Annotated in this window: 25 protein-coding genes; 18 read left to right on the forward strand and 7 right to left on the reverse strand. The window is 68.5% G+C overall.

Features of this window, described 5'->3' with window-relative positions; genetic code table 11:
- Positions 1 to 60 precede the first annotated feature (60 nt).
- Positions 61 to 879, reverse strand: a complete 819-nt coding sequence (locus EV662_RS13730) for a ChaN family lipoprotein (RefSeq protein ID WP_165915598.1) — start codon at positions 877 to 879, stop codon at positions 61 to 63.
- Positions 876 to 1,751: an RNA polymerase factor sigma-32 gene (locus EV662_RS13735; protein ID WP_132463583.1), complete on the reverse strand. Its 876-nt coding sequence runs from the start codon at positions 1,749 to 1,751 to the stop codon at positions 876 to 878. Before EV662_RS13735 ends, EV662_RS13730 begins: the two co-directional genes overlap by 4 nt.
- 384 nt (positions 1,752 to 2,135) lie before the next feature.
- Between EV662_RS13735 and EV662_RS13740 the strand changes: the two genes are divergently transcribed.
- On the forward strand, positions 2,136 to 3,647 hold the full coding sequence (locus tag EV662_RS13740) for a YifB family Mg chelatase-like AAA ATPase (RefSeq protein ID WP_132463586.1): 1,512 nt from the start codon (positions 2,136 to 2,138) through the stop codon (positions 3,645 to 3,647).
- A gap of 15 nt (positions 3,648 to 3,662) precedes the next feature.
- Here EV662_RS13740 and gshB read toward each other — a convergent pair whose 3' ends face one another.
- From gshB to rsmI, 3 genes are read right to left on the reverse strand one after another with little or no spacing between them, the layout of a single operon-like run.
- Positions 3,663 to 4,604, reverse strand: coding sequence for a glutathione synthase (gene gshB, locus EV662_RS13745; RefSeq protein ID WP_132463589.1), 942 nt, complete (start codon positions 4,602 to 4,604; stop codon positions 3,663 to 3,665).
- A 59-nt stretch (positions 4,605 to 4,663) separates the two neighbouring features.
- Positions 4,664 to 5,017 (reverse strand): YraN family protein, encoded by a 354-nt coding sequence (locus tag EV662_RS13750; protein WP_132463592.1) that lies wholly within the window; start codon positions 5,015 to 5,017, stop codon positions 4,664 to 4,666.
- Positions 5,014 to 5,925, reverse strand: a complete 912-nt coding sequence (gene rsmI, locus EV662_RS13755; RefSeq protein WP_132463595.1) for a 16S rRNA (cytidine(1402)-2'-O)-methyltransferase — start codon at positions 5,923 to 5,925, stop codon at positions 5,014 to 5,016. Before rsmI ends, EV662_RS13750 begins: the two co-directional genes overlap by 4 nt.
- A 40-nt stretch (positions 5,926 to 5,965) precedes the next feature.
- On the opposite strand from rsmI, the gene EV662_RS13760 reads away from it, so the two are divergent.
- Genes EV662_RS13760 through murJ form a run of 3 tightly spaced genes read left to right on the forward strand, consistent with a single transcriptional unit; the run spans position 5,966 to position 11,452 of the window.
- Positions 5,966 to 7,132, forward strand: coding sequence for a penicillin-binding protein activator (locus EV662_RS13760; protein WP_132463598.1), 1,167 nt, complete (start codon positions 5,966 to 5,968; stop codon positions 7,130 to 7,132).
- Positions 7,092 to 9,908: a [protein-PII] uridylyltransferase gene (locus EV662_RS13765; protein ID WP_132463601.1), complete on the forward strand. Its 2,817-nt coding sequence runs from the start codon at positions 7,092 to 7,094 to the stop codon at positions 9,906 to 9,908. The genes EV662_RS13760 and EV662_RS13765 overlap by 41 nt, the downstream gene beginning before the upstream one ends.
- Positions 9,905 to 11,452, forward strand: coding sequence for a murein biosynthesis integral membrane protein MurJ (gene murJ / locus EV662_RS13770; RefSeq protein ID WP_132463604.1), 1,548 nt, complete (start codon positions 9,905 to 9,907; stop codon positions 11,450 to 11,452). The genes EV662_RS13765 and murJ overlap by 4 nt, the downstream gene beginning before the upstream one ends.
- Here the strand turns inward: murJ and EV662_RS13775 are convergent.
- Entirely contained in the window at positions 11,443 to 12,129 is a 687-nt protein-coding gene (locus tag EV662_RS13775; RefSeq protein WP_132463607.1) for a rhomboid family intramembrane serine protease, read from the reverse strand. The two genes, murJ and EV662_RS13775, sit on opposite strands and share 10 nt — an antisense overlap.
- 80 nt (positions 12,130 to 12,209) lie before the next feature.
- Here EV662_RS13775 and trpS point away from each other — a divergent pair, with 80 nt between their 5' ends.
- The 14 genes from trpS (at position 12,210) to EV662_RS13845 (ending at position 24,104) form a co-directional block, all read left to right on the forward strand.
- On the forward strand, positions 12,210 to 13,232 hold the full coding sequence (trpS, locus tag EV662_RS13780; protein WP_132463610.1) for a tryptophan--tRNA ligase: 1,023 nt from the start codon (positions 12,210 to 12,212) through the stop codon (positions 13,230 to 13,232).
- A 16-nt stretch (positions 13,233 to 13,248) separates the two neighbouring features.
- Positions 13,249 to 13,602 carry a zinc ribbon domain-containing protein YjdM gene (locus tag EV662_RS13785; protein WP_132463613.1) on the forward strand — a complete coding sequence of 118 codons (354 nt, stop codon included), beginning with the start codon at positions 13,249 to 13,251 and terminating at the stop codon, positions 13,600 to 13,602.
- A 77-nt stretch (positions 13,603 to 13,679) separates the two neighbouring features.
- The gene (locus EV662_RS13790; protein WP_132463616.1) at positions 13,680 to 14,063 is read left to right on the forward strand and encodes a VOC family protein; all 384 of its coding nucleotides are present in this window, start codon (positions 13,680 to 13,682) and stop codon (positions 14,061 to 14,063) included.
- Between the two features lie 314 nt (positions 14,064 to 14,377).
- On the forward strand, positions 14,378 to 15,241 hold the full coding sequence (locus EV662_RS13795) for a branched-chain amino acid aminotransferase (RefSeq protein WP_132463619.1): 864 nt from the start codon (positions 14,378 to 14,380) through the stop codon (positions 15,239 to 15,241).
- A gap of 201 nt (positions 15,242 to 15,442) precedes the next feature.
- The gene (locus EV662_RS13800; RefSeq protein ID WP_132463623.1) at positions 15,443 to 15,898 is read left to right on the forward strand and encodes a universal stress protein; all 456 of its coding nucleotides are present in this window, start codon (positions 15,443 to 15,445) and stop codon (positions 15,896 to 15,898) included.
- 78 nt (positions 15,899 to 15,976) lie between these two features.
- Complete coding sequence (locus tag EV662_RS13805; RefSeq protein ID WP_132463626.1) at positions 15,977 to 16,540, forward strand: NifU family protein; 564 nt, start codon at positions 15,977 to 15,979, stop codon at positions 16,538 to 16,540.
- A complete protein-coding gene (tsaB, locus tag EV662_RS13810; protein ID WP_132463629.1) occupies positions 16,540 to 17,205 on the forward strand; it encodes a tRNA (adenosine(37)-N6)-threonylcarbamoyltransferase complex dimerization subunit type 1 TsaB in 666 nt (221 codons plus the stop codon). Before EV662_RS13805 ends, tsaB begins: the two co-directional genes overlap by 1 nt.
- Positions 17,202 to 17,633 (forward strand): GNAT family N-acetyltransferase, encoded by a 432-nt coding sequence (locus tag EV662_RS13815; RefSeq protein WP_132463632.1) that lies wholly within the window; start codon positions 17,202 to 17,204, stop codon positions 17,631 to 17,633. The genes tsaB and EV662_RS13815 overlap by 4 nt, the downstream gene beginning before the upstream one ends.
- 130 nt (positions 17,634 to 17,763) lie before the next feature.
- Entirely contained in the window at positions 17,764 to 18,753 is a 990-nt protein-coding gene (locus EV662_RS13820) for a BMP family lipoprotein (RefSeq protein WP_132463635.1), read from the forward strand.
- A gap of 6 nt (positions 18,754 to 18,759) precedes the next feature.
- Positions 18,760 to 20,322 carry an ABC transporter ATP-binding protein gene (locus EV662_RS13825; protein WP_132463638.1) on the forward strand — a complete coding sequence of 521 codons (1,563 nt, stop codon included), beginning with the start codon at positions 18,760 to 18,762 and terminating at the stop codon, positions 20,320 to 20,322.
- The gene (locus tag EV662_RS13830; RefSeq protein ID WP_132463641.1) at positions 20,322 to 21,419 is read left to right on the forward strand and encodes an ABC transporter permease; all 1,098 of its coding nucleotides are present in this window, start codon (positions 20,322 to 20,324) and stop codon (positions 21,417 to 21,419) included. The genes EV662_RS13825 and EV662_RS13830 overlap by 1 nt, the downstream gene beginning before the upstream one ends.
- Positions 21,419 to 22,384: an ABC transporter permease gene (locus tag EV662_RS13835; protein WP_132463644.1), complete on the forward strand. Its 966-nt coding sequence runs from the start codon at positions 21,419 to 21,421 to the stop codon at positions 22,382 to 22,384. The genes EV662_RS13830 and EV662_RS13835 overlap by 1 nt, the downstream gene beginning before the upstream one ends.
- 50 nt (positions 22,385 to 22,434) lie before the next feature.
- Entirely contained in the window at positions 22,435 to 23,349 is a 915-nt protein-coding gene (locus EV662_RS13840) for a sulfite exporter TauE/SafE family protein (RefSeq protein WP_132463647.1), read from the forward strand.
- Positions 23,349 to 24,104, forward strand: a complete 756-nt coding sequence (locus tag EV662_RS13845) for a TIGR02186 family protein (RefSeq protein ID WP_132463650.1) — start codon at positions 23,349 to 23,351, stop codon at positions 24,102 to 24,104. Before EV662_RS13840 ends, EV662_RS13845 begins: the two co-directional genes overlap by 1 nt.
- Positions 24,105 to 24,111: 7 nt before the next feature.
- Here EV662_RS13845 and EV662_RS13850 read toward each other — a convergent pair whose 3' ends face one another.
- On the reverse strand, positions 24,112 to 25,644 hold the full coding sequence (locus EV662_RS13850; RefSeq protein ID WP_132463653.1) for an ATP-dependent DNA helicase: 1,533 nt from the start codon (positions 25,642 to 25,644) through the stop codon (positions 24,112 to 24,114).
- Positions 25,645 to 25,678: the final 34 nt, after the last annotated feature.

Raw genomic sequence — 25,678 nt, forward strand, 5'->3', positions numbered from 1 at the left:
GTCCGCCCCCCTGGAAACCGCAATGGCCCTGTCTAGGCCGCGCCCCGGGCCGAGACAAGTTCAGTTGGCCCGGAATGCCTCGCACGGGTCGGGGCGTTCGGCCGGATCGGTCACCAGCCACAGGTCGAAGGGCGGCGCCGCGTCGGGGCTGGACTCGAGCTGGCCGATGGCGATCACCCGGGCCTCGGGCGCCACCCGGGCCAGCGGCCGGGCCAGCCCCCAATCGGTGCGCGCATGCCCGTTGCCGGTGATCACCGCCACCGGGCCGCCGGTCTCGTCCAGCGCCACGCGCACCGCGCGGGCAAGGGCCGCATCGCGCAGCCGCTGCGCCTCGACCATGCCGCCCATCATCTCGGCGGGCATGGCGTTGCAATGGGCCTCCATCTGGCCGGCTTCGCGGGCGGCCTGTTCATCCGCGGGCAGATCTTCGGTCAGCCCATAGGCCGCGGCCTCGTCGCCGAAGACCGCCGCCGCCCCCTCGCCCACCGACCGGCGCACGTCGCCGCGGGGCAGGGCCGCGCCATAGATGGCCGCCCCGGGGGCGGCGGTGAAGATCGGGTGATACATCGCGAAATCGGGCCAGCCCGACTCGGCCCAGCCCAGCGCCGCACCCAGCGCGCCGGCATCGCCGCGCAAGTCCGGCGTTACCCGCGCGGCCTGCTCGGGTGTCAGCATCTCGAACACCAGCGCCCGGGGGGTCAGCGCAGCCACCGCGGCGGCCTGGTGGTCGTGATGGATCGGGTTGTCGTGGATTTCGCCCAGGATCACCACATCGGCATCGGGCAGATTGGACATGGCCGCCGGGGCGATCTGCTCGGCCCCGGCGGCGGTCGCAACATTCAGCGCGGCAAGCGCGCCCAGAACGAACAGGTGTCTCACGAGAGGAAGTGATGCACCTCACTCGACGTCGCTTCAAGGCTCTTGCGCATCTTTCCGAATGCCGCAGCTTCCAGCTGGCGCACGCGCTCCTTGGACAGGCCCAGCTCGTTGCCCAGGCTTTCAAGGGTTCGCGGCTCGTCGCGCAGCTTGCGTTCGCGCACGATGAAACGTTCGCGTTCGTTCAATTCGGACAGCGCGCCCACCAGCCACTCGCGCAGCTGGGCCCGGTCGCGGCCGGTTTCGACGATATCGGCGGCCTGCTCGGCGTCGTCCTCGATGGTTTCGATCCACTCGCGGCCTTCCTCGTCGGTGGACTGCGTCGCGTTCAGCGAGAAATCGGACCCGGCCAGTCGGCCCTCCATCATCTCGACATCGGCCAGCGGCACGCCCACCTCGGTCGCGATCATCTGGCGCAACTGGTGCCGGTCGAGGATCTCGCCCCGCGCTGTCGCCTCGCGCTCCAGTCGGGCCTGCACGCGGCGCATGTTGAAGAACAGCGATTTCTGGCTGGAGGTGGACCCGGTGCGCACCATCGACCAGTTGCGCATCACGTAATCCTGGATGCTGGCCTTGATCCACCACACCGCGTAGGTCGAAAACCGAACGCCCCGGTCGGGGTCGAACTTGTCCGCCGCCTTCATCAGGCCAAGCGACGCCTCCTGGATCAGGTCGCTCATCGGCGCGCCATAGCGTTTGAACTTGGCCGCCATCGAGATAGCCAGGCGCATGTAGGCGGTGATCAGCCGGTGCAGCGCCGCCTCGTCACGCTCGTCCCGCCAGGCATAGGCAAGCCGCAGTTCCGTTTCGGCATCCAACAATTCGGCCTTCATGGCCGTGCGCGACAAGGTGTTCGCGTCGTAGTCGAGAGCCATCCTAACCCCCCGGTTATGTTTCGCGGTTCTTCCGGTTCCCAGTGTTTGCCTGTGTCTACGTGCGCCGGATGGAAACGGATCACTCTTGCCGCGAATATTTGCATCGAATGCTTCGCACGGAAGCTGTGCGTAAATGCGCGGATAACCTTCGGCCCGCATGCCCGGCCAATTCGCTGCATCACGCGCACGGCGCCGCCTGCTGCAGCCGGCCCGGCGCATCGCGCATGCAGGGGACGTCGGAGCGCCATCTCTTCGGCATGTGCGACCCCCGCTGCCGCGACAAAACGGCAAAAGACCCAGAAGCCTTGCCCACCGTCATGGAAATTTACCATTCGGTAACCAAGCCGGCGTAGCCGTTAACCATTCCTGACGCGGGAGCGAAGAATGGTGGCGCGGGCCTACACGGTGGCCTTCGAAGGGGTCGAGGCCAAGCTGGTCGAGGTGCAATGTTCGGTCTCGGCCGGGTTGCCGGCCTTTTCCATCGTGGGCCTGCCCGACAAGGCGGTCAGCGAGGCGCGTGACCGGCTGCGCGCGGCGCTGGTGGCGATGGGCGTGGCGCTGCCGTCCAAGCGGATCACGGTGAACCTGTCGCCTGCCGACCTGCCCAAGGAAGGCTCGCATTTCGATCTGCCGATCGCGGTGGCGCTGCTCGCCGCGCTCGACGTGATCCCACGCGACGCGGCCGAGGGCTGCGTCGCGCTGGGGGAACTCTCGCTCGACGGGCGGCTGGTGCCGGTGGTGGGGGCGCTGCCCGCCGCGATGGCCGCCGCCGAGGAGGACCGCGCGCTTTTGTGCCCGCGCGCCTGCGGCGCCGAGGCCGCCTGGGTCGGCGGCACCCAGGTGCTGGCCGCCCCCGACCTGACATCGGTGGTGCGCCACTTCACCGGCCAGGCGCCGCTGGCCCCCGCCGAACCGGGCGAGATGACGACCGGCCCCACACTGCGCGACCTGTCCGACGTCAAGGGCCAGGAACGCGCCAAGCGCGCGCTGGAAATCGCCGCAGCCGGGCGGCATCACATGCTGATGGTGGGCGCGCCCGGGTCGGGCAAGTCGATGCTGGCCGCGCGCATGCCCGGCATCCTGCCGCCGCTTTCGCCGGTCGAGGCGCTGGAAACCTCGATGATCCATTCGCTTGCGGGACTTCTGGACGAGGGCGGCATCTCGCGCCACCGCCCGTTTCGCGAACCGCACCACACCGCGTCCATGGCCGCCATCGTCGGCGGCGGGCGCGGCGCGAAACCGGGCGAGATCAGCCTGGCCCATAACGGCGTGCTGTTCATGGACGAATTCCCCGAATTCCCCCGCGCCGTGCTGGAAACACTCCGCCAACCCATCGAAACGGGCGAGGTCGTGGTGGCCCGCGCCAATGCCCACATGCGCTACCCCTGCCGCTTCCTGCTGGTCGCCGCCGCGAACCCCTGCAAATGCGGCTACCTCGCCGACCCCGCCCGCGCCTGCGCCCGCGTGCCCCAATGCGGCGAGGATTACCTTGGCCGCATCTCGGGGCCCCTGATGGACAGGTTCGACCTGCGGGTCGAGGTGCCGCCCGTGGCCTATGCCGATCTCGACCTGCCCGCGACAGGCGAGCCCTCGGCCGCGGTCGCCGAACGCGTGGCCACCGCCCGCGCCCGGCAGACCGCGCGCTTTGACGGGCACGACGGCGTGCGCGTCAACGCCGAGGCCGAGGGCGCGCTGCTGGAACAGATCGCCACCCCCGACGCCGAGGGCAAGGCCCTGCTGGCGAAGGTTGCCGAACGCTTCGGGCTGTCGGCGCGGGGCTATCACCGGGTGCTGCGCGTGGCCCGCACCATCGCCGATCTCGACGGCGCCGATACCGTCGCCCGCCCGCACGTCGCCGAGGCGGTCAGCTTCCGGCTGTCGGTGGGCGAGCATTGAGCCCGCGGGCCAGCTTCAGCCCCGCCTGGTCTCGATCCGTTCCCAAAGATGGGCGGCCAGGTTCTTCTCGTCGAAGCGTTCCAGTTCCTGCAAGCCGGTAGGCGAGGTGACGTTGATCTCGGTCAGGTAGTCGCCGATCACGTCGATGCCGACGAACATCTGGCCATGGTCGCGCAACGTCGGGCCGATGGCCTTGCAGATCTCGATATCGCGCGCCGTCAGCGCCGCGCGCTCGGCCCGCCCGCCCACATGCAGGTTCGACCGCGTCTCGCCCTTGGCGGGCACGCGATTGATCGCACCGATCGGTTCGCCATCGACCAGGATCACCCGCTTGTCGCCCCTCTCGACCGCGGGCAGGAATTTCTGCGCGATCAGCGGCTCGCGGCTGATCCCGAGGAACAGCTCGTGCAGCGAGGCGAGGTTTCGGTCGCCATGTTCCAGCCGGAACACCCCCGCGCCCCCGTTGCCGTAAAGCGGCTTCAGGATGATATCGCCATGTTCGGCCTTGAAGGCGCGCAACGTGGCCAGGTCGCGGGCGATGATCGTGGGCGGGATCAGCTCGGGGAACTTCAGCACCAACAGCTTTTCGGGAAAGTTCCGCACCCAGAACGGATCGTTCAGCACCAGCGTGCCGGGCGCCAGGTGCTCCAGCAGGTGCGTGGTGGTGATATAGCCCATGTCGAAGGGCGGGTCCTGGCGCAGCCAGACGACGTCATACGCGCCCAGGTCCACGTCCTGTTCCGCGCCCAGCGTGTAATGGTCACCGACGACCCGGCGCAGCTCCAGCGGCCAGCCCCGCGCCATCACCCGCCCGTCGTTCCAGTACAGCCGGTCGGGCGTGTAATAGAAAAGACTGTGACCCCGCGCCTGCGCCTCTTCGCCAATGCGGAACGTGGTATCGGCGGTGATGTCGATGGGCCCGATCGGGTCCATCTGGATGGCGACCTTCAGCGGCATGGGCAACCTCCCCTGTTCGGCCCCTACATGGCCGAGGGCGGGGGGCTTTGCAACGGCGCTCAGCCCGCGAAGGCGTTTTCGACGATCTCGACCCGCCCCACCCCGTCGACCAGCGCCACGTCGAAGCGGATATCGGTCAGCTGCCCCCCGGGTTCGCCCTCCAGGAATTCCTGCGCGGCGGTCATGATGCGCGCGGCCTGGCGGGGCGTGATCCGTTCCGCCGCGCGGGCAAAGCTGCGGCTGGCCTTGACCTCGACGAAGATCACCGTTTCGCCCGCGCGCAGGATAAGGTCGATCTCGCCGCCCTGCCCGCGCCAGCGCCGCGCGATCACCGCCGCGCCCCGGCTTTCATAGTCGCGCGCAACGCTGTCCTCGGCCGCCGCGCCCGCGTGATACCGCGTACTGCCGGTCATTCGTCGGCCTCCAGCTTCAGCGCCGCCTGGTAGACCTGGCGCCGCGGCAGACCCAGCGCCGAGGCAACCTCGGCCACCGCATCCTTGACCGAGGCCCGCGCCAGCGCGGCGCGCAGCGCGGCCTCCATCTCGTCGGCACCGGCGGCCTCGGCCATGCCGCGGCCCACCAGCACCACGATCTCGCCCTTGACCTCGCGCCCCTCGAACGCCGCGGCCAATTCGCCCAGCGTCCCGCGCGTGACCTCTTCGAAGCGCTTGGTCAACTCGCGGCAGACGGCGGCCGGGCGGTCGGGGCCCAATGCACCCGCGAGATCGGCAAGGAATCGCGCCACTCGCTTGGGCGATTCGTAGATTACCAGCGTCGCGGCCAGCCCGCCCACCTCGTCGAACATCGCCTTGCGCGCCGCACCCTGCTGCGGCGGAAACCCCGCGAACAGCACCCGGTCGCTGGGCAGCCCGGCAACCGTCAGCGCGGCCAGCATCGCCGACGGCCCCGGCGCGGCGTGAACCGGCACCCCCGCCGCGATCGCATCGCGGGCCAGCGGAAAGCCGGGATCGGCGACCATCGGCGTGCCCGCCTCGCTGACGCAGGCGACCGACTTTCCACCGGTGGCCATGGCAATCAGCTTGTCGCGCACGCCCGGCCCGGAATGGTCGTGATAGGCGATCAGCGGCCGATCGCCCAGCGCGATGCCGTGGATCTGCATCAGGTGGCGCGCGGTGCGGGTATCCTCGGCCGCGATCACGTCGGCCGACGCCAGGATATCCAGCGCCCGCAGCGTGATGTCGCGTGCCGCCCCGATGGGCGTGGCGACGAAATGGATGCCGGGCGAAAGCGGGGTGTGCAGGATATCCAGGGCAGGCCTCTCGGGGATTGTCTGACGTTTACTTGGGCGGCCGATCCGCATAGGCTCGCCCCGACGAAAGAGACGTCGCGAGGGAGAGTCCATGATCGCCGTTTTCCGCGCCGCCCGCAAGCGCTTGGCCCTTGTCGTGGCCGCCCTCGCCCTTGTCGCCGCCTGCCAGCCCGTGAACCTGGGCGGCGGGCCCAGCATCAATGCCGGGCGGCCGGTGCCGGTGGCACTTCTGGTGCCCGGCGGTTCGGCCGAGGCGGGCGACCAGGTGGTCGCGCGCAGCCTGGAAAACGCCGCACGTCTGGCGATCTCGGACCTGCAGGGCGTGCAGATCGACCTGCGGGTCTACAACACCGCGGGCCGCCCCGACCAGGCGGCGGCGGTCGCCAAACAGGCCGCCGCAGACGGGGCCAAGATCATCCTCGGCCCGCTTTACGCGCAGAACGCCAATGCCGCGGGCGTGGCGGTGGCCTCGCGCGGGATCAACGTTCTCAGCTTTTCCAACAACACCCAGATCGCGGGCGGCAATGTCTTCGTGCTGGGCCCCACCTTCGACAATACCGCGAACCGGCTGGCCAGCTATGCCGTGGCACAGGGCCGGCGCGATTTCATGGTGATCCACGATCCCGACCTGGCCGGCCAGGCGGGACGGTCCGCCATCGAGCGCGCGGTCGCCCGCTCGGGGGGGCGGGTCGCGGCCACCGGCACCTATGAACTGTCGCAGAACGGCGTCGTGCAGGCCATTCCCGAACTGGCCGCCAAGGCGCGCAGCTCGGGCAGCAGCGCGGTGTTCCTGACCGCCGCCCCGGCCGGCGCGCTGCCGCTTCTGGCACAGCTTCTGCCCGAAAACCGCGTCGATCCCGAAACCGTGCAGTTCCTCGGCCTGACCCGCTGGGATATCCCCCCCTCGACGCTGGCGCTGCCGGGGCTGCAGGGCGGCTGGTTCGCGCTGCCCGACCCGAACCTGACGGCCCAGTTCGAGTCGCGCTACTTCGCCGCTTATGGCGAACCCGCGCACCCGGCGGCCGGGCTGGCCTATGACGGCATCGCCGCGATCGGCGCGCTTGCCGGCCAGGGCAAGTCCGACGCGCTGACCGTGGGGGCGTTGACCCAGCCTTCGGGCTTTGCCGGCGTGAATGGCGTGTTCCGGCTGCGTGCCGACGGCACCAACGAACGCGCGCTGGCCGTCGCTGAAATCCAGAACAACCAAGTGATCGTAATTGACCCTGCCCCAAGAAGTTTCGGTGCCGCGGGCTTCTAGCCCGTCCGCTCACCCCGACGATGACCCGGCGCCGGACAGCCTGATCTGTCCGGCGTCCCATATTTTCGACCGCGACGCCTTCGCCGCCGAACTCGCGCGCCACATGGCCGCGGGCGACGAACCGCGGGCGCTGCGCGATGCCATGGTGGGTTATCTGCGCGATGCGCGCACGCGCGGGCGCGCGGCCATCGCCGCGGCCTTCGCCGAACGCCCGTTCGACGCGGGCGCCACGGTGCGCGCCTATACCTGGCTGACCGATTGCCTGGTGCGCGGCCCGCTGGAGATCGCGGCGCAGCACCTTCACCCCAGGCCCAACCCGACCGAGGGCGAACGCCTGGCCGTCTTCGCGGTGGGCGGCTATGGCCGGGGCGAGATGGCGGCCCATTCCGATGTCGACCTGTTGTTCCTGACGCCCTGGAAGATCACCCCCTGGGCCGAAAGCGTCATCGAATCGATGCTCTACATGCTGTGGGACCTGCGGCTGAAGGTCGGCCATTCCTCGCGCACGGTAAAGGACTGCATCCGCCTGGGCCGCGAGGATTACACGATCCGCACGGCACTTCTGGAAAACCGTTTCCTCGCCGGCCACGCGCCGCTGGACCCGGAACTGAACGACGCGCTGTGGAACGACCTGTTCGACGGCACCGAGGCCGATTTCATCGAGGCCAAGCTGGCCGAACGGTCGGAACGCCACCGCAAGCAGGGCGGCCAGCGCTACGTGCTGGAACCCAACGTCAAGGAGGGCAAGGGCGGCCTGCGGGACATGCAGTCGCTCTACTGGATCTCGAAATACATCTACCGCGTCGACCGCGCCTCGCAGCTGGTCAAGCTGGGGCTGTTCACCGAGGAGGAGTTCAAGGGCTTCCTGAATGCCGAACGCTTCCTCTGGGCGGTGCGCTGTCACCTGCACATCATCACCGACCGGGCGATGGACCAGTTGACCTTCGATCTGCAGGTCGAGGTGGCGGCGGCCATGGGCTATGCCGACCATGGCGGGCGCCGCGCGGTGGAACATTTCATGCAGGACTATTTCCGGCATGCGACCACCGTGGGCGATCTGACGCGCATCTTCCTGACCAAGCTGGAGGCGGCCCACGTCAAGAAGGAGCCGATGCTGCTGGGCCTGTTCCGACGCAAGCGCAAGATGCCCGAGGGCTACGAGATCGCGCAGAACCGGATGACCGTGGCCGATCCCGACGCGTTCCTCGCCGACAAGGTCAACCTGCTGCGCATCTTCGAAGAGGCGCTCAAGGCCGGCACGCTCTTGCACCCCGACGCGATGCGGCTGATCGCCAGCAACCTGCGGCTTTTCGACGACGAATTGCGCAACGACCCCGAGGCGCAGCGCATCTTCCTGGACCTGATGCTGAAACACGGCAACCCGGAACGGGCGCTGAGGCGGATGAACGAGCTGGGCGCGCTGGCGGCCTTCATCCCCGAATTCGAACCGGTCGTCGCGATGATGCAGTTCAACGTCTACCACCACTACACGGTGGACGAACACACCATCCAGTGCATCTCGACGCTGGCGCAGATCGAACGCGGCGAACTGGTCGAGGAATTGCCCATCGCCTCGCGCATCCTCAAGGAAGGCGTGAACCGGCGCGTCCTTTACGTCGCGCTGCTGCTCCATGACATCGGCAAGGGCCGGCCCGAGGACCACTCGGTCCTCGGCGCCCAGATCGCCCGCAAGGTGGCGCCCCGGCTTGGCCTGAAACCGGACGAGTGCGAAACCGTGGAATGGCTGGTGCGCTATCACCTCCTGATGTCCGACATGGCGCAGAAACGCGACCTGTCCGACCCGCGCACCGTGCGCGATTTTGCCAAGGCGGTGCAGACCAGGAAACGGCTGGACCTGCTGACCGTGCTGACGGTCTGCGACATCATCGGGGTGGGGCCCGGCACCTGGAACAACTGGAAGGCCCAGCTGATCCGCCAGCTGTATCGCGAAACCGCGACCGCGCTGGAACAGGGGCTGGAGGCCGTGAACCGGCCCAACCGCGAGGCCGCCGCCAAGCGCGCGCTGCGCGAGGCACTGGCCGACTGGGACAAGAAGGACCTGCGCACCGAAACCGCGCGCCACTACCCGCCCTATTGGGCCGGCCTGCCTACCGATACCCAGGTCGTGTTCGCCAACCTGCTGCGCGGGATCGCCGATGACGAGATCCGCATCGACCTGGACGAGGATATCGACCACGACGCCACCCGCGCCTGTTTCGCGCTGGCCGACCATCCCGGCATCTTCTCCCGGCTGGCGGGCGCGCTGGCGCTGGTCGGCGCCAACGTGGTGGACGCGCGGACCTATACCACCAAGGACGGCTATGCGACCGCGGTGTTCTGGATCCAGGATTCCGACGGCACGCCCTATGAACGCGCCCGCCTGACGCGGCTCAGCCAGATGATCGAAAAGACCCTGATGGGCGAGGTGCGCCCGCGCGAAAGACTGGCCGACCGCGACAAGCTGAAAAAGCGCGAGCGCAGCTTCCGCTTCCCCACCTCGATCACTTTCGACAACGACGGGTCCGAGATCTACACGATCATCGAGGTCGACACCCGCGACCGGCCGGGCCTGCTGTATGACCTGACGCGCGTGCTGGCCGACAGCAACGTCTATATCGCGTCCGCCGTGATCGCGACCTACGGCGCGCAGGTGGTCGACAGCTTCTATGTCAAGGACAGCTTCGGGCTGAAACTGCATTCCCGCTCGCGCCAGGACTCGCTGGAACGAAAGCTGCGCGCCGCGATCGAGCAGGGCGCCGAAAGGGCCAACGCGTGACGCAACCCATCCGGCTGGTCTCGGGCTTTCTGACGGTGGGCGTCTGGACGCTGGCCAGCCGCATCCTGGGCTTTGCGCGCGACATCCTGATCGCGGCCTACCTGGGCGCAGGACCCGTGGCCGAGGCGTTCCTGATCGCCTTTTCCCTGCCCAACATGTTCCGCCGCTTCTTCGCCGAGGGCGCGTTCAACATGGCCTTCGTGCCGATGTTCTCGAAAAAGGTCGAGGGCGGCGACGATGCGCTGGGCTTCGCGCGCGATGCCTTCACCGGACTGGCGTCGATCCTGATCGCCTTCACCGTGGTCGCGCAGGTGGCGATGCCGTTCCTGGTTCTGGCCATGGCCAGCGGGTTCGCCGCGGACGAGCGTTTCGACATGGCGGTGATCTATGGGCGGATCGCGTTCCCCTATATCCTGTTCATCTCGCTCGCCGCGCTTTTGTCCGGCGTGCTTAATTCCACGGGCCGTTTCGTGGCCGCCGCCGCCGCGCCGGTGGTTCTGAACGTGCTGTTCGTTGCCACGATGGTGCTGGCCGATACGCTGGGCTGGCCCATCGGCGACACGCTGGCCTGGACGGTGCCCGTGGCGGGCATCGCGCAACTGGCGCTGGTCTGGACGGCGGCCGCGCGCGCCGGGTTTCGCCTGACCCTGCGCCGTCCGCGGATGACCCCTGAACTGAAGCGGCTGGCGATCATCGCCGGCCCCGCCGCGCTGGCGGGCGGCGTGGTGCAGGTGAACCTGCTGATCGGCCGCCAGGTGGCCAGTTTCTTCGACGGCGCGGTGGCGTGGCTGTCTTACGCCGACCGGCTTTACCAGCTGCCGCTTGGCGTCGTCGGCATCGCCATCGGCGTGGTGCTCTTGCCGGATCTCTCGCGCCGGCTGCGCGCCGAGGACACCAATGGCGGGCGCGACGCGTTCAACCGCGCGGGCGAGTTCGCGCTTGCCCTGACCGTGCCGGCCGCCGTGGCGCTGGCCGTCATCCCCGGCCCCATCGTGAACGTCCTGTTCCAGCGCGGCGCCTTCGACGCGGCCGATGCGGCCGCCACCGCGCTGGCCGTGGCGGTCTATGGCGCGGGACTGCCCGCCTTCGTGATGCAAAAGGTGCTGCAACCCCTGTTCTTCGCGCGCGAGGACACGCGGCGCCCGTTCTACTACGCGCTCGGCGCGCTGGCGGTGAATGCGGGGCTGGCCATCGGGCTGGCGCCGGTCATCGGCTATATCGCGGCGGCCTGGGGCACGACGCTGGCGGGCTGGGCCATGGTCCTTCTGCTCTGGCGCGGCTCGCGCCGCTATGGCACGGCGGCGGAACTGGACGCGCGGTTCACCCGGCGGCTGGGCCGGATCGTGCTGGCCTCGGGGTTGATGGGGGTCATCCTGTGGGCCGTCGCCTGGGCGCTGGCGCCATGGCTGTCGGGCGGGGCTCTGCGCTATGCGGCCCTCGCCGCGCTGATCGCCCTCGGGATCGTCGCTTATTTCGGCCTCGGTCACCTTCTGGGCGCGTTCCGCCTGTCGGAATTCCGGCGCGCGATGCGCCGTCAGCGGTGACGCAGCTTCGCACGCACCCGGCCCCAGCCGCCCGGGCTGACCACGAAGGACAACCCGAACCCGGTGGCGAACCCCGCCACGTCGGCCACCCAATCGTTGCTGCCCCCGAACAGCAGGCCAAAGACCAGCTGGATGCCCAGCAGGAACCCGATCAGCGTGAAGGCGCGGTACTGGTTCGCGCCGGTCCCCGCCAGCCGCACCCAAAGCAGGAAGGTGAACGCCCCGATCAGCCCGTAGACCGCAGGATAGCCGCCGACCAGCGGCATCGGGTCGTCCAGCAACAGCCCATAGGCAGCCGCCCCCACGATGGCCGAGCCGAAGAACACCACCAGCACCGCCCAGGCGCGGAAGATCTCGCCCACCATCTTGCCCAGCGCCAGGATGAACACCACCACGAACACCGCGTGCGTCACGCCGCCATGGACGAACGGGTAGGTGACGAACCGCATCATCTGCGACGGCGGAAACCTGCCGTTCGACAGCATCCAGTCGAAGACCTGCCCCGAAAACGCATAGTCCTGGAATGCCGCCAGCCGCCAGCCCACCGCCTCGGGGCCGCCGATGATGCCCCGCGCGCCCAGGTTCAGCACCACCTCCATCGCGATCACCGGCAGCACCAGCAGCCAGACCACCGGGGGCAACGGGTTGATCGGGTGGGCATCGGGATCGGGGGACATGCGGCACGGGCCTTTGGTTGACGGTGTTCCCCCGCATGGGTAAGCGAGCGGAGCAACGAATTCCAGACGGAGATGATCCCATGGCCGAGGTGGTCCACACACCGCGCGTCTTTTCCGGCATCCAGCCCTCGGGCGGGCTGACGCTGGGCAACTATCTCGGCGCGCTCAAGCGTTTCGTCGAGACGCAGGATCAGGGCGGGCTCGAAACGGTCTATTGCATCGTCGACCTGCACGCGATCACCGTCTGGCAGGACCCCGCCAAGCTGACCCATGCGACGCGCGAACTGGCGGCGGGTTTCATCGCCTCTGGCATCGACCCGGCGAAATCCATCCTGTTCAACCAAAGCGCCGTGCCCGCGCACGCGCAACTGGGCTGGATCTTCAACTGCGTGGCGCGCCTTGGCTGGATGCAGCGGATGACCCAGTTCAAGGACAAGGCCGGCAAGAATTCCGAGAACGTTTCGCTGGGCCTGTTCGCCTATCCCGCGCTGATGGCCGCCGACATCCTGGTCTATCATGCGACCCACGTCCCCGTGGGCGAGGACCAGAAACAGCACGTGGAACTGACCCGCGACATCGCGGCCAAGTTCAACAACGATTTCGGCGTCGATTTCTTCCCGCTGGCCGAACCGGTGATCGAGGGTGCGGCGACCCGCGTTATGTCCTTGCGCGACGGGTCCAAGAAGATGTCGAAATCCGATCCCTCCGACATGAGCCGGATCAACCTGACCGATGACGCGGACACCATCGCCAAGAAGATCCGCAAGGCCAAGACCGACCCCGAACCGCTGCCCGAAACGCTGGACGGGCTGGAGGGCCGGCCCGAGGCCCGCAACCTGGTGAACATCTACGCCGCGCTGGCCGAGATGACCCCCGAACAGGTGATCGCCGAACATGGCGGCCAGCAATTCGGCACGTTCAAGCCCTCGCTCGCCGATCTCGCGGTGGCCCGGCTGGAACCGATCACCACCGAGATGGGCCGGCTGATGCAGGACCCCGCCGAGATCGACCGCATCCTCGCGGGCGGGGCCGAACGCGCCAACGCGATCGCCGCACCGATCCTGAAACGCACCTATGAAATCGTCGGCATGGTCGGCGCGTAACCCAAGGACCCCGACAATGCCCGATAGCCTGCCCCCCTGCCCCGACTGCGGCTCCGCCTTCACCTACCAGGTCGACGCGCTGCTGATGTGCCCCGAATGCGGCCATGAATGGTCGCCAGATGCCGCTGCCGACACGGACGCGGACGCGGACGCGCAGGTACGCGATGCCGTGGGCAACATCCTCAAGGACGGCGACACCGTGACGGTCATCAAGAGCCTCAAGGTCAAGGGGGCGTCCTCGATGCTGAAGGTCGGCACCAAGGTGCAGAATATCCGGCTGGTCGACGGCGATCACGACATCGACTGCAAGATCCCCGGCTTCGGGCAGATGGGCCTGAAGTCGGAATTCGTGAAAAAGGTCTCGGACTAGCCGCGGGCGCAGGTTCCACGCGACAGGTGACGCCGTCCATGGCAGGCTTTCCCGACCAAATGGGAAGAAGGCTTGCCATGAAGTTCCGCTATACCATCCTTTACGTCGACGACGTGCCCGCCACGCTGGACTTCTATACGCGCGCCTTCGGGCTGGAACCGGGATTCCTGCATGAGTCGAACGCCTATGGCGAGCTGGCGACCGGCAACACGAGACTGGCCTTCTCGTCCAGGGACCTGATGACACAGCTGGGCAAGACGCCGGGGCGGCCCGATCCGAACGGCCCGGTTTTCGAGATCGCGCTTGAAACCGACGACGTGGCCGCGGCGGTGGACCGGGCGCAGGCGGCCGGCGCCACGATCATCCAGGCCCCACGCGCCGAACCCTGGGGCCAGACCACCGCCTATGTGACCGATCCGAACGGCTACCTCGTGGAACTTTGCAGCCCGGTCGGGGGGTAGGCCTGCGCGAACCGGCCGCGCGATGCGCATGTTTCACAAAATCGATTCCCGCGTGACACGATTCCGAATCCGGTTGCGCACAGGATGACGCCACCCGGCCCTGTCCGGCCGGCCCCGGGGCACGCGCCGAATCCCCAAGTCCGGCGCGCGGATGTCCGCCCGCGCCTGTCCCCGGGTCCCGGGCGTGCGGCCCTGCCCCGGTCCGCTCTGCCCAGGCGCCCCCGGCCGCCCCGCCGGGGGCGCCCCCATTGGCGTCTGGACGCCCCCCGCGCCCGGGTCTAGGGTGCGCGGGTTTTCACGAGAGGGGGTGACTCATGGCCACCGGCAACAACATCCGAACCTATTTCGAGGGCACCTGGCACCGCAGCGACATCCCCGTGATGCGGGCCGCCGACCATGGCAGCTGGCTGGGCACCACGGTGTTCGACGGCGCGCGTTATTTCGAGGGAATCGCCCCCGACCTGATGGCCCATTGCGAACGGGTGAACCGGTCCGCCGAGGCGCTGATGATCACGCCCACGCTCGGCGCGCAGGAGATGCACGACATCGTCTGGGACGGGCTGCGGACCTATCCCGAGGACACCGCGGTCTATATCCGGCCGATGTACTGGGCGCTCGAGGGCGATTTCCTGGGCGTGGTGCCGAAGCTGGGGGCGACGGGCTTTGCGATCAGCCTGGAGGAAATCCCGATGGCCGCGCCCGGCAGTGCGACGACCCTGACGACGACCCGGTTCCGCCGGCCCACGCTGGATTGCGCGGTGGTCAACGCCAAGGCGGGCTGCCTGTACCCCAACAACGCGCGGATGCTGGCCGAGGCGCGCGCCAAGGGATTCGGCAACGCGCTAGTGGCCGACGCCATGGGCAACGTGGCCGAAACCGCCACCGCCAACGTGTTCATGGTCAAGGATGGCGAGATATTCACACCCATCGCCAACGGCACCTTCCTGGCCGGCATCACCCGCGCGCGCCATATCGCGAACCTGAAGGCCGAGGGGATCGCGGTGCATGAAACCGTGCTGTCCTTCGACGATTTTCGCGGTGCCGACGAGGTGTTCCTGTCGGGCAACATGATGAAGGTCACGCCGGTCAAGGCCTTCGACGACGTGCAATACCAGCCCGGCCCGGTGACGCAAAAGGTGCGCGAGCTGTACTGGGACTGGGCGCATTCGGCCGGCTGAGGGGGCGCTCCCGCCCCCGGGCCGCGCGGGGCTGCGCCCCGCTTGCCCGGCGTTGGGCGTGGCGCGGCCCGTTCCGGGCCGCGGGCGTTCCGCGCGCGGGTATTTCGGCCAGGAAGAAAGCGACGGGCGTCGGCACAGCGGGGAGTTGCCAGCGCAAGGCGCCTGCGCCATGCTGACCCGCGGTTTCCAGGGAGGGCACGCATGCGCAAGTTCCTCGTGATCCTCGACGACAGCCGGGAATGTCTGAACGCCATGCGCTTTGCGGCGATGCGGGCGGCCAAGACCGGCGGCGGGGTGCAGATCCTGTCGGTGATTCCCCCCGACGAGTTCAACCACTGGATCGGCGTAGGCGAGATCATGCGCGAAGAGGCGCGCGAGCGGATCGAGGCGCATTTCGAGGTATTCGCCAAGTGGATGCGCGACCGCCAGGGGATCGATCCCGAACTGGTGATCCGCGAGGGCGAACCCGTGCCCGAGATCCTGGCCCAGATCCGCGACGATCCGCAGATCGGGGTTCTGGTGCTGGGCGCCGGCGTCGACAAGAAGGGGCCGGGGCCGCTGGTCAGCCAGCTGACCAAGAGTGCCGGCAGCCTGCCCGTGCCGATGACGATCGTGCCCGGCGGGCTGTCCAAGGAAGGTCTGGAGGCCGTGTGCTGAGCGGTGCGGAAACCTGCGAAACATTGACATTTCCCACGGCCCGGCGCATATCCGAGTGGAAAGCTAAGGAATAGACTCATGTTCATCCAGACCGAATCCACCCCGAACCCCGCGACGCTGAAATTCCTGCCCGGCCAGGCGGTGCTGGAGGCGGGCACCGCGGATTTCCCCAGCGCCGAGGGGGCGGATCGCTCGCCGCTGGCGACCCGCATCTTCGCGGTGGAGGGCGTGCGGGCGGTGTTTTTCGGCACGGATTTCGTCACCGTCACCAAGGCCGACGGGGTCGAGTGGGATCACGTCAAGCCCGCGATCCTTGGCGCGATCATGGAACATTACCAGTCGGGTCAGCCCGCGATCATCGGCGAGGCTGCGGCGGCGCATGCCGACCATGACGGCCCCGATTCCGATATCGTCAACCAGATCAAGCAGTTGCTGGACACCCGCGTGCGCCCTGCCGTGGCCCAGGATGGCGGCGACATCACCTTTCACGGTTTCGACCGCGGCGTGGTCTACCTGCACATGCAGGGCGCCTGCGCGGGCTGCCCGTCCTCGACACTGACGCTGAAGATGGGGATCGAGAACCTGCTGCGCCACTACATCCCCGAGGTCACCGAGGTCCGCCCGGTCGCCGAAGAGGTGTGATGCGCCCGGCCCCCATCGTTCTGGCTTTCGACACGTCGGCCGCGCATTGCGCGGCCGCGCTGTTGTCGGGCGGCGCGATCGTGGCCGCGCGCCGCGAAGAGATGGGGCGCGGCCAGGCCGAGCGGCTGATGCCGTTGCTGGGCGAAATGCTGGACGCGGCCGGGATCGGCTGGCGCGATCTCGACGGGATCGGCGTCGGCGTGGGCCCCGGCAATTTCACCGGCATCCGCATCGCGGTGTCGGCGGCGCGGGGTCTGGCGCTGGGCCTGGACGTGTCGGCGGTGGGCGTGACCGGGTTCGAGGCGCTCGCGCTGGGGCTGGAGGGGCCGGTGCTGGCCATCCTGCCCGCCCCGCGCGACACGCTCTATGTGCAAACCGTGATCGACGGGCAGGCGCAGGGCACGCCGCAACAGCTGGCCCCGGCCGAGCTGCCCCATGCGTTCGACCTGCCGCCGGGCACCCGCCTGGTCGGCCCCGGCGCCGAGGCGCTGGCGGCCACGCTGGGCCTGCCCGTGGCGCCGCCCCTGGCCGCGGGCATCGGCCCCGCCATCGCGCGCATCGCGGCCACGCGCCTGGGCCAGTCCCTGCCCCGCCCCGCGCCGCTTTACCTGCGCCCGGCCGATGCCGCCCCGCCTTCGGACCCGCCCCCGGTGATCCTGCCGTGAGCGCGCCGCCCCCCTCGCCCGCCGACCTGGCGACGCTGCACGCGGTGTGTTTCACCCATCCGTGCCCCTGGAGCGCGGCCGAATTCGCCGCGCTTCTGGCCGGTTCCGGGGTCTTTCTGGCCGGCGACGCGACAGCCTTTGCGCTGGGCCGCGCCGTCGCGGACGAAGCCGAGCTGCTGACTCTGGCCGTCGCGCCGGCCGCGCGCCGCCATGGCCTCGGCCGGGCACGGCTCGCCGCCTTCGAGGCCGCGGCCCGCAGCCGGGGCGCCGCGCGCGCCTTTCTCGAGGTGGCTGCCGACAACACCCCCGCGCGCGCACTTTACGCGGCGGCGGGCTATGCCCCGGCGGGGCTGCGGCCGGGCTATTGCACCGCCCCCGACGGCGGCGCGGTCGACGCGCTGATCCTCGCCAAGGCGCTTGCCCCCTGACGCTGCGACAGCACCCAGAATTCGGTTGACGCTTTCCCGGGGCTGCGGCCTTAATCGGTCGGTACCAAGGCCGAAACGGCCCGTGCGCACGACCTGCGCCCTGTCCGACAACCAACCGGGAGAGAGTTCGATGACGCTGATGCAGAAACTTCTGGGCGCGGGTGCCGCGCTGGCCGTGAGCGCGGGGGGTGCACTGGCCGAACCGGCGATGGTCTATGACCTGGGCGGCAAGTTCGACAAGTCGTTCAACGAGGCGGCCTTCGGCGGGGCCGAGAAATGGAAGGCCGAAACCGGCGAAAGCTATCGCGAGATCGAGCTGCAGTCCGAGGCCCAGCGCGAACAAGCGCTGCGCCGCTTCGCCGAGGCCGGGCTGAACCCCATCGTGATGGCGGGCTTCGCCTTCGGGTCGGTGCTGGAAGAGGTCGCCGCCGACTACCCGGACACGAAATTCCAGATCATCGACATGGTGGTGGACGCGCCCAACGTGCGCTCGATTGTCTTTTCCGAACATGAAGGCAGCTATCTGGTCGGGATGATGGCCGCGATGGCGTCGGAATCGAACACCGTGGGCTTTATCGGGGGGATGGACATCCCGCTGATCCGCAAGTTCGCCTGCGGCTATGCGCAGGGCGTCAAGGCGGTGAACCCGGACGCCACCGTGATCCAGAACATGACCGGCACGACGCCCGCGGCCTGGAACGACCCCGTCAAGGGCGGTGAACTGACCCGGGCGCAGATTTCCCAGGGCGCCGACGTGATCTATGCCGCCGCCGGGGGCACCGGGGTGGGCGTGCTGCAGACCGCCGCCGACGAGGGGATCCTGTCGATCGGCGTGGACAGCAACCAGAACTACCTGCACCCGGGCCAGGTGCTGACCTCGATGGTCAAACGCGTGGACGTCGCGGTCTACAACGCCTTCAAGGCGGGCGCGGACCTGGAAACCGGCATCTTCGTTCTGGGCCTGGCCGAGGATGGCGTGGGCTATGCGGTGGACGAACACAACGCCGATCTCGTGACGGAAGAGATGCAGGCCGCGGTCGAGGACGCCAAGGCCAAGATCATCGCGGGCGAGATCGCGGTGCATGACTACATGTCCGACAACACCTGCCCGGTGAAGTGACACGGCATGGGGGGGGACGGGCAGACCGGGGGGCGGGCCGCCGCCCCGGCCATCGAACTGAAAGGGATATCCAAGGCGTTCGGGCCGGTTCAGGCGAACCGCGATATCTCGCTCAGGGTCATGCCCGGCACCATCCACGGCATCGTGGGCGAAAACGGCGCGGGCAAGTCCACGCTGATGTCGATCCTCTACGGTTTCTACAAGGCCGATGCGGGCGAGATCCTGATCGGCGGCCAGCGCACCCAGATCCCCGACAGCCAGGCCGCGATCCGCGCCGGCATCGGCATGGTGTTCCAGCATTTCAAGCTGGTCGAGAATTTCACCGTGCTGGAAAACGTGATCCTCGGCGTCGAGGAGGGGCGGCTTCTGAAACCGTCGCTGGCCAAGGCGCGCGGCGTGCTGAAATCGCTGGCCGAGGATTACGAGTTGAACGTCGACCCCGACGCGCTGATCGAGGAACTGGGCGTCGGCATGAAACAGCGCGTTGAAATCCTCAAGGCGCTTTATCGGCAGGCCGATATCCTGATCCTGGATGAACCCACCGGCGTGCTGACCCCCGCCGAGGCCGACCACCTGTTCCGGATATTGAAAAACCTCAAGTCCGAGGGCAAGACGATCATCCTGATCACCCACAAGCTGCGCGAGATCATGGCGATCACCGACACGGTTTCCGTCATGCGCCGCGGGCAGATGACGGCCACTCTTGAGACGGCGCAGACCAGCCCCGAGGAACTGGCCGAGTTGATGGTCGGCCGCAAGGTCTTGTTGAGAATAGACAAGAAACCCGCCACCCCCGGCCGCACCGTTCTGGAGGTCGAGAACCTGCGCGTGACCGACGAGGACGGGGTCGAACGGCTGAAGGGCGTGTCGCTGAACGTGCGCGCGGGCGAAATCCTGGGAATCGCGGGCGTCGCCGGAAACGGCCAGTCGCAATTACTGGAGGTGCTGGGCGGCATGATCCCCGGCACCGGCACCGTGCGCATCAACGGCGACGCGATCGACCTGACCGGGCGCCATTCCGACGGCCAGTCGCGCCGCGCCCGCGGCATCGCCCATGTCCCCGAGGACCGCCAGCGCGAAGGGCTGATCATGCCGTTCATGGCGTGGGAGAACGTGGTTTTCGGCTATCACCACGACCCTGCCTACCAGAAGAACCGCGCGCTGATGGACAATGCGGGCATCCGGCGGCTGGCCGAGGAAAAGATGGAACGCTTCGACGTGCGCCCGCCGAACCCCGGCCTTGCCGCGCGGAACTTCTCGGGCGGCAACCAGCAAAAGATCGTGCTGGCGCGCGAAATCGAGCGCAACCCCGACCTGCTGCTTGTCGGCCAGCCCACCCGCGGCGTCGATATCGGCGCGATCGAGTTCATCCACCAGCGCATCCTGGACCTGCGCGATGCCGGCAAGGCCGTGCTGCTGGTCAGCGTCGAGCTAGAGGAAATCCTGTCGATGTCCGACCGCATCGCGGTGATGTTCGACGGCCGCATCATGGGCGAACGCCTGCCCGGCGAAACCGACGAGATGGAACTGGGCCTGATGATGGCGGGCATGAACGGAAAGGCGGCCTGATGCGCGACGTGATGCCGAAATGGGCCGACGTGGTGCTGATCCCGCTGATCAGCCTGGTGCTGGCCTTCCTGCTGTCGGCCGTCGTGATCATCGCCATCGGCGAAGACCCGGTCGCCGCCGTCAAGATGATGGTCACCGGCGCGCTGGGGTCGACCTATGCCTGGGGCTATACCCTTTATTACGCGACGAATTTCATCTTCACCGGGCTCGCGGTCGCGGTGGCCTTTCACGCCAAGCTGTTCAACATCGGCGGCGAGGGGCAGGCGACGCTGGGGGGGCTGGGCGTCGCGCTTGTGTGCCTGGCGCTGCCCTGGCCGCACTGGACGCTGGCTCTGCCCGCCGCCGTGATCGGCGCGGCACTGTTCGGCGCGGCCTGGGCGGCGATCCCGGCCTGGCTTCAGGCCAAGCGCGGCAGCCATATCGTCATCACCACGATCATGTTCAACTTCATCGGCGCGGCGGTGCTGAACTACCTGCTGGTCAATGTCATGCGGCCCGTCGGCTCGATGGACCCGGCCACCGCGAAATTCCCCAACGGCACCCACCTGCCCACGCTGCATGACCTGCTGGCGCCCTTCGGCATCGCGTTTTCCCGTGCCGCGCCCGCCAATATCAGCTTCCTGATCGCGGTGGCGGCCTGCATCCTCGTCTACCTGCTGATCTGGCGCACGCGGCTGGGCTATGAAATCCGCGCGCAGGGCCATTCCGAACCCGCGGCGATCTATGCCGGCATCCGGCCCGTGCGCATCGTCATGGCGGCGATGCTGATCTCGGGTGCGCTGGCGGGGCTGATGGCGGTGAACAACGTGATGGGCGAGGCCGAACGGCTGGTGCTGAACTCGGTCGAGGGGGCGGGCTTCATCGGCATCGCGGTCGCGCTGATGGGGCGCAGCCACCCGTTCGGCGTATTCCTCGCCGCGATCCTGTTCGGGTTTCTCTACCAGGGCGGCGCGGAACTGGCGCTGTGGACGGACATTCCGCGTGAACTCATCGTGGTGATCCAGGCGCTTGTCATCCTGTTCACCGGGGCGCTGGACAACATGGTGCGGATGCCGCTGGAACGGCTGTTCCTGGGCCTGCGAAAGGGGCGCGCCTGATGGATTTCGCCACGATCCTGCAGGTGCTCGACTCCACCGTGCGGCTGGCCACGCCGCTTTTGCTGGCCTGCCTTGCGGGGCTGTTTTCCGAACGCGCCGGCATCTTCGACATCGGGCTCGAGGGCAAGATGCTGTTCGCGGCCTTCTTTTCCGCCGCCACCGCCGCCGTCACCGGGTCGGTCTGGCTGGGGCTGCTGGCGGGGATAGTGTCGTCGATGGTGCTGGCGGGCATCCATGGCCTTGCCTCGATCACCTTCCGCGGCAACCAGTTGATCTCGGGCGTGGCGATCAACTTTCTGGCCGCGGGCCTGACCGTCGTCATCGCGCAGGACTGGTTTTCCCAGGGCGGACGCACGCCGTCCCTTCTGGGAGGTGCACGGTTCAACCCGATCACCCTGCCCTTCGCCGAAACCCTGCAACCGGTGCCGATCCTCGGCCCCGTCTACCACGACCTGATCTCGGGCCACACGATCCCCGTCTATTTCGCCTTCGCGATGGTACCCTTCACCTGGTGGCTGCTGTTCCGCACCCGCTTTGGCCTGCGCCTGCGCGCGGTCGGCGACAGCCCCGAGGCGCTGGACACCGCCGGTGTCTCGGTCGTCGCCACGCGCTATGCCGCCGTCGCCATCTGCGGCGTGCTGTGCGGCATCGCGGGGGCTTATCTCGCCACCGCGCTGCAGGCGGGCTTCGTCAAGGACATGACCGCGGGGCGGGGTTACATCGCGCTGGCCGCGCTGATCTTCGCGAAATGGCGGCCCTGGTATGCGCTTTCGGCCACGCTTCTGTTCGGGCTGTTGCAGGCGGTCGCGCTGCGCTACCAGAATATCGACCTCGGCGGCATCGTGGTTCCGGTGCAGGTGATGGACGCGCTGCCCTATATCCTGACCGTGGTGATCCTGGCAGGGTTCGTCGGCCGGGCGATCCCTCCCCGCGCCGGCGGCGAGCCCTACGTGAAGGAACGCTAGGGCGCGCAGCCACCTTGCCAGAACCGGGCCCAAGGCATTAGGGACCATACATGCAGATTTACCTGCCCATCGCCGAGGTTTCCGTAAACGCCTTTCTGCTTTTGGGGCTGGGCGGGCTGGTGGGCATTCTCTCGGGCATGTTCGGGGTGGGCGGCGGGTTCCTCATCACGCCGCTTCTGTTCTTCGTGGGCATCCCGCCCGCCGTCGCGGTCGCCACCTCGGCCAGCCAGACGGTGGCCTCGTCCTTTTCCGGCGTGCTCGCCCATCTCCGGCGCAAGACGGTCGATTTCCGAATGGGCACGGTGCTGCTGATCGGCGGGCTTGCGGGTGCGGCGGCCGGTATCGCGATCTTCAACATCCTGCGCCAGCAGGGCCAGGTCGATCTTCTGGTCAAGCTGTGCTACGTCGTGTTCCTCGGCGTGATCGGCCTTCTGATGCTGGTCGAAAGCCTGCGCACCATCCGCCGGATGCGCGGCGGCAAGACCACGCCCAAGCGGCGCCAGCGCACCTGGGTCCACGCGCTGCCCTTCAAGATGCGGTTCCGCACCTCGGGGCTTTACATCTCGGTGATCCCGCCGCTGGTCGTGGGGGCGGCGGTGGGCGTGCTGGCGGCGATCATGGGGGTGGGCGGCGGTTTCATCATGGTGCCGGCGATGATCTACATCCTCGGCATGCCGACCAAGGTGGTGGTCGGCACCTCGCTGTTCCAGATCATCTTCGTCACCGGCTTCAGCACGCTGTTGCACGCCACCACGAACTATACCGTCGACCTCGGCCTGGCGCTGCTGTTGCTGGTGGGCGGCGTGATCGGGGCGCAGATCGGCACGCAGATCGGCCTGCGGATGAAGGCCGAACAGCTGCGCATCCTGCTTGCGGTGCTGGTGCTGGCGGTCTGCGGCATGCTGGCCCGCGACCTGCTGGTGCGCCCCGACGAGCTGTATTCCATCGCGATGGGGCCGCGCTGATGCTGTGGCGGGTGCTTTTGCTGTGCCTTTTCGCGGCGCTTCCGGCGCGGGGAGAAACGGTCGTCGCCGGGCTCAGCCAGACCCGCGTCGCGATCACCACCAATTTCGCCGGATCCGAGATCCTGATCTTCGGCGCGGTCCGCCGCGAGGCCCCCCTGCCCGCGGGCCCGCTGCATGTCGTCGTCACCGTGGCGGGCCCCTCGACCCCCGTCACCGTCCGGCGCAAGGACCGCCGCGCCGGCATCTGGGTCAACACCGACGCGGTCGAGATCGACGCCGCCCCCAGCTTTTACGCCGTTGCCGCCACCGCGCCGCTGGCCGAGACGCTGTCCGATACCGAGGACCTGCGCCGCAAGGTCTCGATCCAGCGGGCGATCCGCGCCGTCGGCAGCGCGACCGAATCCGCCGATGCCCAGACCTTCACCGAGGCGCTGATCCGCATCCGCAAGGACAAGGGGCTGTACCAGGAATTGCCCGGCGCCGTGACGCTCAGCGAGGACACGCTGTTCCGCACCTCGATCGCGCTGCCGGCAAACCTGACCGAGGGCGATTACACGACGCGCATCTTCCTGACCCGCGAGGGCACCGTGATCGACGCCTATGACACGACGATCGGCGTGCGCAAGGTGGGGCTGGAACGCTGGACCTACACGTTGGCGCACGAACGGCCGCTGGTCTACGGCATCCTGTCGCTGGCCATCGCCATCGGCGCGGGCTGGGGCGCTTCGGCGCTGTTCCGGCTGGTCCGGGGCTGACCCGGCCTCAGCCCTCCTCGCCCCCCGGCGTCAGGGTCAGCGGCGCGGCCGGCGCCACCAGGTCGTCGGTGCCCAGCGGCCGGGCGGGCCGCCCCAGGCGATAGCGCGTGACCCAGATCAGCCGCTTTTCGGCCCGCGTGATCGCCACATAGGCCAACCGTTTCCACAGCGGTTGCCCGGCCTCGCTGCGGCCCGCCCGCGCCGCCGCCCACAGGTCGGGCGCGAACACCTGCACCGCTTCCCATTGCGATCCTTGCGCCTTGTGGATCGTCACCGCCGCCCCGTGCAGGAAGGCCGCGCCCATGTTGGCGGCAAATGGGATGAACGGCTCTTCTTCCTCGGGCAGCTCGATCTTGACGATCGAGGCGGCCGAGATCTGCGGATCTTCGGCCCCGATGACGTGCAGCCGCGAGAAGCCGGGCTTGCGGCCGGGGCCCAGATAGATCACCTGCGCCCCCTTGATCAGCCCCCGCGCCTCCAGGTCCAGCCGCTTGCGCCGGTGCTTCAGCGGCAGTTCGATGCCGTCGCAGATCAACGGCTCGCCCGACAACAGCGCGTCCTCGGGGGCGCCATGGGCCCGGCGAAAGGCATGGATCAGCCGGATGCGCGTGGCGTTGCGCCAGACCAGCACGGGCGACCGCGCCATCAGGTCGGAATCGACGCGCGGCGCGACCACCACCCGGTCGTCGCGTGCGGCGGCCTGTTCGACCATCCGCTCGAACGCCTCGAACCCCAGGTCGGGGTCGGACAGCGCGTGCGCCAGGTCCAGGATCGGGTTGTCGTCGGCCTGCCGGTGCACCCGGTGCAGGGTCAGCTTCTGCGCCTCGGGCAGCCCGTCGAACACCATCGCGCCCGACTGGTTCACCGGGGCCAGCTGCGCGGGATCGCCGAACAGCACCAGCGCCGGGAACAGCTCCTTGAGGTCGTCGAATTGCCGCGCGTCCAGCATCGAGGCCTCGTCGACGAAGCCGATATCCAGCGGCTCGTCGCGCCGCTTCCAGCCCTTGATGAAATCGCTGCCCCGCAGCCCCGCGGCGGCCAGCGCGCCGGGCACCGACTTGACGCTTTGGTAAAACGCGTGCGCGCGATCCAGCGCCGCCTCGGTCAGCCCCTCGATCTGGGGCCGCTCGCCCTCGCCGGTCAGCCACTCGGCGATCTTCTCGTATTCGGGGTCGTAGACCGGGGTATAGATGATGCGGTGAATCGTCGTGGCGGGCACCCCGCGGGTGCGCAGCACGCTCGCCGCCTTGTTGGTCGGCGCCAGGATCGCCAGCGTGCGCCGGTCGCGGCGCCGCCGCCCCTCGTAATCGCCCGAAACGGTTTCGACGCCCGCCTCCTCCAGCGCCCCGACCAGCCGGGACAGCAACATCGTCTTGCCGGACCCGGCCTTGCCGGTGATCGCCAAAAGCGCCTCTTTCCCCTCCGCCCGGGGGGTCAGCGCGCCCGCGTCTATATCCACGCCGACACCGCGCAGCATCTCTGCCACGCGGTCATGGGCCTCGGCCTGGTCATCGGAAAAAACAAGGGCAGGAACGCTCATGGGCGGAGCCTACAGGCACCGCCCATGGGGGGCC

Origin of the sequence: Rhodovulum marinum (assembly GCF_004343075.1) — a bacterium.
Classification (GTDB): Bacteria; Pseudomonadota; Alphaproteobacteria; order Rhodobacterales; family Rhodobacteraceae; genus Rhodovulum; species Rhodovulum marinum.